General features: G+C 71.9%; 8 protein-coding genes and 1 pseudogene. 8 read left to right on the top strand and 1 reads right to left on the bottom strand.

The features are described 5' to 3' along the window. A pseudogene (locus VIU94_RS38685) lies at positions 1 to 241 on the top strand (Rv3654c family TadE-like protein); the annotation flags it as partial. Here VIU94_RS38685 and sftH read toward each other — a convergent pair. Continuing rightward, entirely contained in the window at positions 177 to 2,660 is a 2,484-nt protein-coding gene (sftH, locus tag VIU94_RS38680; RefSeq protein WP_331919285.1) for a DNA 3'-5' helicase SftH, read from the bottom strand. The pseudogene VIU94_RS38685 and the gene sftH sit on opposite strands and share 65 nt — an antisense overlap. Before the next feature lie 79 nt (positions 2,661 to 2,739). Here sftH and bldG point away from each other — a divergent pair, with 79 nt between their 5' ends. From bldG to topA, 7 genes are all read left to right on the top strand, one after another. Further along, complete coding sequence (gene bldG, locus VIU94_RS38675) at positions 2,740 to 3,093, top strand: anti-sigma factor antagonist BldG (RefSeq protein WP_331919283.1); 354 nt, start codon at positions 2,740 to 2,742, stop codon at positions 3,091 to 3,093. A gap of 104 nt (positions 3,094 to 3,197) precedes the next feature. Next, positions 3,198 to 3,656: an ATP-binding protein gene (locus VIU94_RS38670; protein WP_331919281.1), complete on the top strand. Its 459-nt coding sequence runs from the start codon at positions 3,198 to 3,200 to the stop codon at positions 3,654 to 3,656. 306 nt (positions 3,657 to 3,962) lie between these two features. Continuing rightward, complete coding sequence (locus VIU94_RS38665) at positions 3,963 to 6,359, top strand: sodium-translocating pyrophosphatase (RefSeq protein ID WP_331919279.1); 2,397 nt, start codon at positions 3,963 to 3,965, stop codon at positions 6,357 to 6,359. 165 nt (positions 6,360 to 6,524) lie between these two features. Next, positions 6,525 to 7,178 (top strand): small secreted protein, encoded by a 654-nt coding sequence (locus VIU94_RS38660; RefSeq protein WP_331919277.1) that lies wholly within the window; start codon positions 6,525 to 6,527, stop codon positions 7,176 to 7,178. A gap of 324 nt (positions 7,179 to 7,502) precedes the next feature. Continuing rightward, positions 7,503 to 9,053, top strand: coding sequence for a DUF7059 domain-containing protein (locus VIU94_RS38655; protein WP_331919275.1), 1,551 nt, complete (start codon positions 7,503 to 7,505; stop codon positions 9,051 to 9,053). A 248-nt stretch (positions 9,054 to 9,301) separates the two neighbouring features. Continuing rightward, positions 9,302 to 9,499: a hypothetical protein gene (locus tag VIU94_RS38650; RefSeq protein WP_331919273.1), complete on the top strand. Its 198-nt coding sequence runs from the start codon at positions 9,302 to 9,304 to the stop codon at positions 9,497 to 9,499. Positions 9,500 to 9,749: 250 nt separating this feature from the next. Then, positions 9,750 to 11,156: type I DNA topoisomerase (gene topA, locus VIU94_RS38645; RefSeq protein ID WP_331919271.1), on the top strand; the 1,407-nt coding region annotated here is incomplete at its 3' end.

The following is an 11,156-nucleotide window of genomic DNA, read 5'->3' as shown; positions in this document are numbered from 1 at the left end:
CGCCGACATGGCCGCGCTGGCCGCCGCGGACCGGGCGCTGTGGGGCGAGGAGGCCGCCTGCGCCGCGGCCGCCCGGGTGGCCGAGGGGCAGGACGCCGAGGTCGTGCGGTGCTCGGTGCTCGGCGACATCGCGGACGTGATCGCGCGGGCCCGCTTCGGGCCGTACGCGCCGCAGGTCAGGTCCCGGGCGGGGCCTCCGACGGCGGCGGCGGTTCCGGGGCTTCCCGCAGGAGTTCCGTGAGGAGGCGGACCGCGCCCCGCTTGTGCAGCGGATCGTTGCCGTTGCCGCACTTGGGGGACTGGATGCAGGAGGGGCAGCCGGCCTCGCACTCGCAGGAGGCGATGGCCTCGCGGGTGGCGGCCAGCCATGCGCGGGCGGTGTGGAAGGCCCGCTCGGCGAAGCCCGCGCCGCCCGGATGGCCGTCGTACACGAAGACCGTCGGCAGCAGGGTGTCCGGGTGGAGCGGGACGGAGACCCCGCCGATGTCCCAGCGGTCGCAGGTGGCGAACAGCGGCAGCATGCCGATGGACGCGTGCTCGGCGGCGTGCAGGGCACCGCCGAGGATCTCCGGGGTGATCCGGGCGGCGTCCAGTTGGTCCTCGGTGACCGTCCACCACACGGCCCGGGTGCGCAGGGTGCGGGGCGGCAGGTCGAGCTTGGTCTCGCCGAGCACCTCGCCGGTCATCAGGCGGCGGCGCAGGAAGGAGACGACCTGGTTGGTGACCTCGACGGAGCCGTAGCAGAGGCGGCCGGCCCCCCAGGGGATCTCGATGTCGGTCTCGAGGACGGAGATGGAGGTGGTGTCGCGGGCGACCGTCGAATAGGGCGGGTCGGCCTGCTCGACCAGGGCCACGGAATCCTTCAGGTCCAGGTGCTTCACCAGGTACGTACGGCCCTGGTGGAGGTGGACGGCGCCGTCGTGGACGGCGGCGTGCGAGGCGGCCTCGTCGACGGTGCCGAGCAGCCGGCCGGTGCCGGCCTCGACGATCTGCACGGGGCTGCCGCCACCGCCCCGGATGTCGGTGAGGTCGGCGGCCCGCTCGCGCCGGGTCCAGTACCAGCCGGTGGAGCGTCGCCGCAGCAGGCCGGCGGCCTCCAGCTGGGGCAGCAGCCCGGGCGCGGCCGGGCCGAACAGGGTCAGGTCGGCCTCGGTCAGCGGTAGCTCCGCGGCCGCGGCGCACAGATGGGGGGCGAGGACGTAGGGGTTGTCGGGGTCCAGGACGGTCGACTCGACCGGCTGCTGGAACAGGGCCTCGGGGTGGTGGACGAGGAAGGTGTCCAGCGGGTCGTCGCGGGCGACCAGGATGGCGAGGGCGCCCTCGCCGGAGCGGCCCGCCCGGCCGGCCTGCTGCCACAGGGAGGCACGGGTGCCCGGATAGCCGGCGATGAGCACGGCGTCCAGGCCCGAGACGTCGATGCCCAGTTCCAGGGCGGTGGTCGCGGCCAGGCCCAGGAGCTCGCCGGAGTGCAGCGCCTGCTCCAGGGCGCGGCGCTCCTCCGGGAGGTAGCCGCCCCGGTAGGCGGCGACGCGGCGGGCCAGGGAGCGGTCGACCTCGGCCAGCCGCTCCTGGGCGATGACGGAGATCAGCTCCGCGCCCCGCCGGGAGCGGACGAAGGCGACCGTGCGGACGCCCTGCACGGTCAGGTCGGTGAGGAGGTCGGCGGTCTCGGCGGTGGCGGTGCGGCGGACCGGGGCGCCCTGCTCGCCGTGCAGCTCGGTGAGCGGCGGTTCCCACAGCGCGAAGACCAGCTCGCCGCGCGGCGAGGCGTCGTCGGCGACCTCCGACACCGGCAGCCCGGTCAGCCGCTCGGCGGCCACGGCCGGCTCGGCGGCCGTGGCGGAGGCGAGCAGGAAGACCGGGTCGGCTCCGTACTTGGCGCAGACGCGGCGCAGCCGGCGCAGCACCTGGGCGACGTGCGAGCCGAAGACGCCCCGGTAGGTGTGGCACTCGTCGATCACGACATAGCGCAGCGAGCGCAGGAAGGAGGACCACCTGGGGTGGGCGGGCAGGATGCCGCGGTGCAGCATGTCGGGGTTGGTGAGCACGTAGTTCGCGTACTGCCGGACCCATTCGCGCTCCTCGACCGGGGTGTCGCCGTCGTAGACGGCGGGCCGGATCCGATTGCCGAGCGGGGCCGCCAGCTCGCGCACGGAGCGGCGCTGGTCGGCGGCCAGGGCCTTGGTGGGGGCGAGGTAGAGCGCGGTGGTCCCGCGGCCGTTCGCGGCCTCGGAGCCGTCCAGCAGGGTGGACAGGACGGGGGCGAGATAAGCCAGGGACTTGCCCGAGGCGGTGCCGGTCGCGATCACCACGGACTCGCCGTCGAGGGCGTGCTCGGCGGCCTCTGCCTGGTGGGCCCAGGGGTGCTCGATCCCGGCGTCCTGGACGGCCCGGATCACTTCCGGCCGGATGCGGTGCGGCCAGACTGCATGACGACCCGGTCTTGGGGGCAAGTGCTCCGTATGAGTGATGCGCGCGGCCCGGCTCTCCGTCGCGGTGAGCCGGTCGAGGACCACGCGGGGAGAGGGGCGGCTGCCCCCGCTCTCCGGGGGCCGACTGGGGCGGTGATTCTTGGCCATCGGCACCGAGTGTGTCACTGGCGTGACGGACAATGCTCCCAAGGCGTCGTGCATGGCTGCTGGTAAGTGATTGAATGCCATCGCGGCTGGCGATCTGTCCCCTGGCTCCGCCGGGGAGCCCCGAGGGGCGACCGCTCGATAGCAAGGTGCTGGAGGATCCGTGGACCTGTCCCTGTCGACTCGAACCGTGCCTGGACCCAACGGCGACCGTACGGTCGTCGAGGTCGGCGGCGAGATTGATGTGTATACCGCGCCCAAGCTGCGCGAGCAGTTGGTCGAGTTGGTGAACGACGGCAGCTACCACCTGGTTGTCGACATGGAGGGCGTGGACTTCCTCGACTCGACCGGCCTCGGCGTGCTCGTGGGCGGCCTCAAGCGTGTGCGTGCCCACGAAGGCTCGCTGCGCCTCGTCTGCAACCAGGAGCGCATTCTCAAGATCTTCCGAATCACCGGTCTGACCAAGGTGTTCCCCATCCACACGTCGGTCGACGAGGCCGTCAACGCCACCGACTGACGGCGGCCGGCGCCCGCCGGAAGACCGCACAGAACCGCGTAGGAGGCACCGGGCCGGTGGCCCGGTCCTCCGCGTCGCCCGCCCTTACGTCCGAGGGGGACCGCATGGCCACCGTTGAACTCCGCTTCAGCGCCCAGCCCGAGCACGTCCGCACCGCCCGTCTGGTGGCGGCCGCGGTGGCGCGCCGGGCCGGGGTCGACGAGGCGGTCCTCGACGAGGTCAGGCTCGCCGTCGGCGAGGCGTGCTCGCGCGCCGTGGGGCTGCACCGCAGCAACGGGGTGACCGCTCCGATCCGCGTCGTGCTGACCGAGGAGGAGAAGTCGTTCTCCATCGAGGTCGGCGACGAGGTGCCGGGCGCGGGTGTCGCCGCCGCCGACGCGGCGGGGGTGCCCGGGGCCCGCGGCTCCGCCCCGGCCGAGGAGTTCGACGACGCCGACGGCAAGGACTCGATGGGTCTCGCCGTCATCAGCGGGCTCGTCGACGACGTCGAGGTGCGCGCGGGCGAACAGGGCGGGGTCATTCGGATGAGCTGGCCGACGAACCCGGCGATCGCACTGCCCTGAGGCCCCGAGGTGGCTCGCCCCGAGCCCCGAGCCCCGAGTTCTGAGCGACGTACCCCGCTCCGATTGATCCACTCCGCTCCGCAAGCAGCGGAACGCAAGCGGAACGCAAGAAAAAGAGGCCCTGCCGAGCAGGGCCTCTTTTCATTTCTGCTGATCGTCGATCAAGCGTCAATGCGCCAGCCCCATTACTACTTTTGATGGGGAAGCGCAGGTAGGGGTCCCTGGGTTTTACGGCACCCTGTTTTGATCGTGTTCCGCTCCCTACAATCCGTCCACATCTTGGGCTCTGAACGTCAAGGAGGACGAATGGCGGGGCTCTTCAATCCACAACTGCTCGACCACCACAACTCTCTCGCTGCCGCGGTACTCACCGACGAGAACCGAACCATCGTGATCGTCATCGCGGTCGTCGCGCTGGCGGCCCTGTTCGTCGCCCAGGTCCTGGTGCGCCAGGTGCTGGCCGCCGGCGAGGGCACCGAAGCGATGAAGAAGATCGCGGGCGCCGTGCAGGAAGGCGCGAATGCCTATCTGGCACGGCAGTTGCGCACACTCGGGATCTTCGCCGTCGTCGTGTTCTTCCTGTTGATGCTGTTGCCGGCGGACAACTGGTCGCAGCGCGCAGGCCGTTCACTGTTCTTCCTGGTGGGTGCGCTTTTCTCGGCGGCCACCGGATACATCGGCATGCGACTCGCCGTACGGGCGAATGTGCGCGTGGCCGCGGCCGCGCGCGAGGCGACTCCGGCGGAGGGCGAACCGGAAAAGGATCTGACGTCCGTCGCCCACAAGGCGATGAAGATCGCTTTCCGCACCGGCGGCGTCGTCGGCATGTTCACGGTCGGCCTGGGCCTGCTCGGCGCCTCGTGCGTCGTCCTCGTCTACGCGGCCGACGCGCCCAAGGTCCTGGAGGGCTTCGGCCTGGGCGCGGCGCTGATCGCCATGTTCATGCGTGTCGGCGGCGGCATCTTCACCAAGGCCGCGGACGTCGGCGCCGACCTCGTCGGCAAGGTCGAGCAGGGCATCCCGGAGGACGACCCGCGCAACGCCGCCACCATCGCCGACAACGTGGGCGACAACGTCGGCGACTGCGCCGGCATGGCCGCCGACCTGTTCGAGTCGTACGCCGTGACGCTGGTCGCGGCGCTCATCCTCGGCAAGGCCGCCTTCGGCGATCTCGGGCTCGCGTTCCCGCTGATCGTCCCGGCGATCGGCGTGGTCACCGCGATGATCGGCATCTTCGCGGTCGCCCCGCGGCGCGCCGACCGCAGCGGCATGACCGCGATCAACCGCGGCTTCTTCATCTCCGCGGTGATCTCGCTCGCGCTGGTCGCCGTGGCCGTCTTCGCCTACCTGCCGTCCTCGTACGCGGACCTCAAGGGCGTCACCGAGGCGAGCGTCCTCACGCACGCCGGCGACCCGCGGATCCTCGCGCTGGTGGCCGTCGCCATCGGCATCGTGCTGGCCGCGCTGATCCAGCAGCTCACCGGCTACTTCACCGAGACCACCCGGCGTCCCGTCCGGGACATCGGCAAGTCCTCGCTCACCGGCCCGGCCACCGTCATCCTCGCCGGCATCTCCATCGGCCTGGAGTCCGCGGTCTACACCGCGCTGCTGATCGGGCTCGCCGTGTACGGCGCGTTCCTGCTCGGCGGGGCGTCGATCATTCTGGCGCTCTTCGCGGTCGCGCTGGCCGGCACCGGCCTGCTCACCACGGTCGGCGTCATCGTCGCCATGGACACCTTCGGCCCGGTCTCCGACAACGCCCAGGGCATCGCAGAGATGTCCGGCGACGTCCAGGGCGCCGGCGCGCAGGTCCTCACCGACCTCGACGCCGTGGGCAACACCACCAAGGCCATCACCAAGGGCATCGCCATCGCCACGGCCGTACTGGCGGCGGCGGCGCTCTTCGGCTCGTACCGGGACGCCATCGCCACGGCGGTCGGCGACGTCGGCGCGAAGGCCTCCGGTATGAACCTGTCGATGGACATCTCCCAGCCCAACAACCTGGTGGGCCTGATCCTCGGCGCGGCGGTGGTGTTCCTCTTCTCCGGTCTGGCGATCAACGCGGTGTCGCGGTCCGCCGGCGCGGTGGTCTTCGAGGTGCGCCGTCAGTTCCGCGAGCACCCCGGGATCATGGACTACAGCGAGCAGCCGGAGTACGGGCGCGTCGTCGACATCTGCACCAAGGACGCGCTGCGCGAGCTCGCCACGCCCGGCCTGCTCGCCGTGATGGCGCCGATCGCGGTCGGCTTCAGCCTCGGCGTCGGCGCGCTCGGCTCGTATCTCGCGGGCGCCATCGGCACCGGCACGCTGATGGCCGTCTTCCTCGCCAACTCCGGTGGCGCGTGGGACAACGCGAAGAAGCTGGTCGAGGACGGGCACCACGGCGGCAAGGGCAGCGAGGCGCACGCCGCGACCGTCATCGGCGACACGGTCGGCGACCCGTTCAAGGACACCGCGGGCCCGGCCATCAACCCGCTGCTGAAGGTGATGAACCTGGTCGCGCTGCTGATCGCACCCGCCGTGGTGCAGTTCAGCTACGGCAACGACGCCAGCCCCGGGCTGCGGGCGGTGGTCGCCGTGTTCGCGATCGTCGTCATCGCCGGCGCGGTGTACGTCTCCAAGCGACGCACCGTGGCGATGGGTGACGAGGACAACACCGCCGAGCGCTCGGCGGCCGCGCCGGATCCCGCGGTGGTGTCGTAACACCTGGTCAAACAGTGGGCGGGCGACACGTTCTGACGTGTCGTCCGCCCACCTGTGTCTGGTGCAAATGGCTGCAATGGGGAACGGAACGGTCGCACGAAAGGTGGATGTCGCCCGATCGGCGTGTATGTTCCGGGGCCGAGAGCCTTGGAAGGGACCGATCCGGTGAACAAGAAGCTTGCGGCCGCACTGTCCGGCGGTGCGGTACTGATGCTGGCGCTGTCGGGCTGCAGCGACGACGGCGAGGACGACGCGAAGGTGAACGCCTGGGCCAAGACGGTCTGCGACCAGGCGAAGCCCCAGCTGCAGAAGAGGGCCAACGCCCAGCAGGTCATCATCTCGACGGCCGCGGACGGCAAGCCCGCCGACATCCAGGCCGCCGACTCGAAGGCCTTCCAGGACATCGCCGACGCCGACCGCGCGCTGGCCAAGGCCGTCCAGGGCGCCGGTACGCCGCCGGTCGACAATGGCGAGAAGCTCCAGCAGGACGCGGTGAAGGAGCTCAACGCCACCGCTGTCGCGTACGAGAACCTGAAGAAGCAGGTCGACGCGCTCGACCCGAACAACCAGCAGAAGTTCGCGGACGGACTGCAGGGCGTCGCGGACGGCCTGAAGAAGATCGAGAAGATGGACCAGGACGCGCTGGCGAAGCTGCAGTCGGGCGAGCTGGGCGGGGCGATGGCCAAGCAGTCGGGCTGCCAGAAGGTGACGCCCTCGCCCGTCGTGAAGCCGTCGGGCTCCGCGAGCGCGAAGCCGGGCACGCCGGCGTCGCCGGCCGCCTCGGCGAAGCCGAAGACCTCCGCCTCGACGAAGTCGTAGGCAGAGCCGCGCCAGGCACGCCGGGGCCCGGGACCGAAAGGTTCCCGGGCCCCAGCCGTCCCGGCCCGGCGTGCCTCAGCCGTCCCGGCCCGGCGTGCCTCAGCCGTATCCGCCCGGCGGGCCCTCGCCGTTCCGGTCCCGTCGGCCCTCGCGCACCCATCCCGCGCGCCCTCGCCGTTCCGGTCCCGCGCGCCCCTCGCGTACCCGTCCCGCGCGCCCTCGCCGTACCGCCCCGCGTGCCCCTCGCCGTACCCGCCCCGCGCACCCCCGCCGTGCCCCGCCCCGCGTGGCGGGATTGTCGGTGGTGGCGGTCACAATGGGGTGGTGAGTACGACGAGCCAGACCCCCGGCCTTCCGACGCCCGCACGAGCCGGTCGCCTTCGCGACGCGCTGCTCGCCGCCGACTTCACCGCCGACGGTCTGCTCGACCTGCTCGGCGCCCCCGCCTACGCCGCCCTGGCCCGCAGCGAGACCGTGCCCGCGCTGCGCGCCACCCGTGGCGGCAGCCCGCTGGAGACCCTCGTCCGGCTCTTCCTGCTCCAGCGCTCCGTCCCCGCCGAACGGGCCGCCGCCGCGCTCCCGCTGGAGGACGCGCTGGCCGACGGCTGGCTGGTGCGCGCCCCCGGCGCCCCGGGCGAGGAGGTCGCCGCGGCCGTCGACGTGCGGCCGTACGGCGGTCCCGAGGGCCAGGACTGGTTCATCGTCTCCGACCTCGGCTGCGCCGTCGGCGGGGCGGGCGGCATCGGCAAGAAGGAGGAGGGCGTCGTGCTCGGCGTCGGCGGCGCTTCCACCACGCTCGCCGGCATCACCGTTCGCACGCCGGTGGCCTCCGCGCTCGACGTCGGCGCCGGCTCCGGTATCCAGGCCCTGCACGCCGCCCAGCACGCGACGCAGCTGACCGCCACGGACCTCAACCCCCGTGCCCTGGGCTTCACCCGGCTGACTCTCGCGCTCTCCGGCGTGCACGAGGCGACGCTGCTCGAAGGCTCGCTCTTCGAGCCGGTCGACGGCGACACCTTCGACCTGATCGTGTCCAACCCCCCGTTCGTCATCTCCCCCGGCGCCCGGCTGACCTACCGGGACGGCGGAATGGGCGGCGACGACCTGTGCCGCACGCTCGTGCAGCAGTCCGGGGCGCGGCTCAACGACGGCGGGTTCGCGCAGTTCCTCGCCAACTGGCAGCACGTCGAGGGCGAGCAGTGGCAGGACCGGCTGCGCTCCTGGGTGCCGCGCGGCTGCGACGCGTGGATCGTGCAGCGCGAGGTGCAGGACATCACTCAGTACGCCGAACTGTGGCTGCGGGACAGCGGCGACCACCGTGAGGACCCGGAGGCGTACGACCGGCGGTACGAGGGCTGGCTCGACGAGTTCGAGGCGCGCGGCGCCAAGGCGGTCGGCTTCGGCTGGATCACGCTGCGCAGATCGGCGGCGGTCGAGTCCGGCGAGGTCGAGCCGTCGATCGTGATCGAGGAGTGGCCGCACCCGGTGGAGCAGCCGCTCGGGGACGTCGTGCGCGCCCACTTCGCCCGCCAGGACTACCTGCGCACGCACGACGACGCGGCGCTGCTGGCCGACGCCTTCCGCCTCGTGCCGGAGGTCGTGCAGGAGCAGGTCGGGCTGCCCGGGGCCGAGGACCCCGAGCACGTGGTGCTGCGGCAGAACCGCGGGATGCGGCGGGCGACCAGGGTCGACCACGTCGGGGCTGGGTTCGCGGGGGTGTGCGACGGCACGCTCAGCGCGGGCCGGATCCTCGACGCGATCGGGCAGTTGACCGGCGAGGACCCGGTGATGCTGCGGGACCGCACGCCGCAGGCGATCCGGCTGCTGGTGGACGAGGGCTTCCTGGAGCCGGTCGGCACAACGGTCGGCCCGTGACCTCGACGGTCGGCCCGTGACCTCGACGGCCGCCCCGTGACTTCGACGGCCGCCCCGTGACTTCGGCCGACGGCCATCCCGCGCCCTCGCCCGTCGCGCCCTGAGCTCGGAAGGTTGCGCTCAGTACCGGCCATATTCGTGAACTCGTCCGGGACGGCCCGCGTCGTTCACCCGGATTTCGCGCCCACGTCGCCCGGAGGTGCCAGCCTCGGGCTCCGGGCAACGGGACACGGGAACGGGGTACGGGCATGGAGAGCGGGCCTGCGATCTTCGCCGGAGCGGCGTTCGCGCTGTTCGGAGCGGCGCTGCTGGTCTGGACGGGGGCACGCCTGCTGCACCGCGCGCCGGTCGCCCACGGGGTGAGCCCCGTCGCCGCGGCGGCCTTCGCCACCGCCTCCGGCGTGATCTTCCTCGCTCTCGGGGTGTGGTGCTTCGGCCGCGTCTGACGAACTCGGCGCACACCCCCGACCGGGGGTCCGAACAAGATCCGCTCGATGTCACGCAGGGTCCGGGCGGCAGGAATGCCCGGAGTCGGGTTACCGTTCGAGTGGCCGTTGCGGGCTTTTGCCGTTTGACACGGGGGCGGGTTGTACCGTCACACTCCGCAGCGACAGCAGGTGCCACGCCGCGGCCACGCAGGCGCCACGCACCCTGCGCCGTACGTTCACCGAGCGTCGACCGGAGAGAAGAGCGAAGTTGTCCCCGACCAGCGAGACCGCACAGGGCGGCCGCCGACTCGTCATCGTCGAGTCGCCTGCCAAGGCGAAGACGATCAAGGGCTACCTCGGCCCCGGTTACGTCGTCGAGGCGAGCGTCGGGCACATCCGCGACCTCCCCAACGGCGCCGCGGAGGTGCCGGAGAAGTACACCGGCGAGGTGCGCCGGCTCGGCGTCGACGTCGAGCACGACTTCCAGCCCATCTATGTCGTCAACGCCGACAAGAAGGCGCAGGTCAGGAAGCTCAAGGAGCAGCTCGCCGAGTCCGACGAGCTCTTCCTCGCCACCGATGAGGACCGCGAGGGCGAGGCCATCGCGTGGCACCTCCTCGAGGTCCTGAAGCCCAAGGTCCCGGTCCACCGGATGGTCTTCCACGAGATCACCAAGGACGCGATCCAGGACGCCGTGCGCAACCCGCGCGAGCTGAACAAGCGGATGGTCGACGCCCAGGAGACCCGCCGCATCCTCGACCGCCTCTACGGCTACGAGGTCTCGCCGGTCCTGTGGAAGAAGGTCATGCCGCGCCTGTCGGCCGGCCGTGTCCAGTCGGTCGCGACCCGGCTCGTGGTGGAGCGGGAACGCGAGCGCATCGCGTTTCGTTCTGCCGAGTACTGGGACCTGACGGGCACCTTCGCGACCGGCCGCGCGGGGGACTCCTCGGACCCGTCGTCGCTGGTCGCCCGCCTCCAGACCGTCGACGGCAGGCGGGTCGCGCAGGGCCGCGACTTCGACTCCGTGGGACAACTGAAGAGCGCGAACACCCTTCACCTCGACGAGGCGAACGCCCGCGCCCTGGCCGCGGCCCTGGACCAGACGCGGTTCGCGGTCCGCTCGGTCGAGTCCAAGCCGTACCGCCGCTCGCCGTACGCCCCGTTCCGTACGACGACCCTCCAGCAGGAGGCCTCGCGCAAGCTCGGCTTCGGCGCGAAGGCGACCATGCAGGTGGCCCAGAAGCTGTACGAGAACGGCTTCATCACCTACATGCGTACGGACTCCACCACGCTGTCGGCGACCGCGATCAGCGCCGCCCGCGCCCAGGTCACCCAGCTCTACGGCGCCGACTACCTGCCGGACAAGCCCCGCGTCTACGCGGGCAAGGTCAAGAACGCCCAGGAGGCGCACGAGGCGATCCGCCCCTCGGGTGATCGTTTCCGCACCCCGGCCGAGACGGGCCTGACCGGCGACCAGTTCCGCCTGTACGAGCTGATCTGGATGCGCACCGTCGCCTCCCAGATGAAGGACGCGGTCGGCCAGTCGGTGACGGTCAAGGTCGGCGGCCGGGCCGCCACCGGGCAGGACGTGGAGTTCTCCGCCTCCGGCAAGATCATCACCTTCCACGGCTTCATGAAGGCCTACGTCGAGGGCGCCGACGACCCCAACGCCGAG

Origin of the sequence: Streptomyces sp. (genome assembly GCF_036566765.1) — a bacterium.
GTDB lineage: Bacteria > Actinomycetota > Actinomycetes > Streptomycetales > Streptomycetaceae > Streptomyces.
Note: the sequence above shows the minus strand (reverse complement) of the source record. Positions and strands in the feature narration are given on the sequence as shown.

Excerpts from the sequence above, each read along its gene's own strand:
- VIU94_RS38670 (WP_331919281.1), top strand. The coding sequence starts at position 3,198 with ATGGCCACCGTTGAACTCCGCTTCAGCGCCCAGCCCGAGCACGTCCGC.
- VIU94_RS38650 (WP_331919273.1), top strand. The coding sequence starts at position 9,302 with ATGGAGAGCGGGCCTGCGATCTTCGCCGGAGCGGCGTTCGCGCTGTTC.
- sftH (WP_331919285.1), bottom strand. The coding sequence starts at position 2,660 with ATGGCATTCAATCACTTACCAGCAGCCATGCACGACGCCTTGGGAGCA.
- VIU94_RS38665 (WP_331919279.1), top strand. The coding sequence starts at position 3,963 with ATGGCGGGGCTCTTCAATCCACAACTGCTCGACCACCACAACTCTCTC.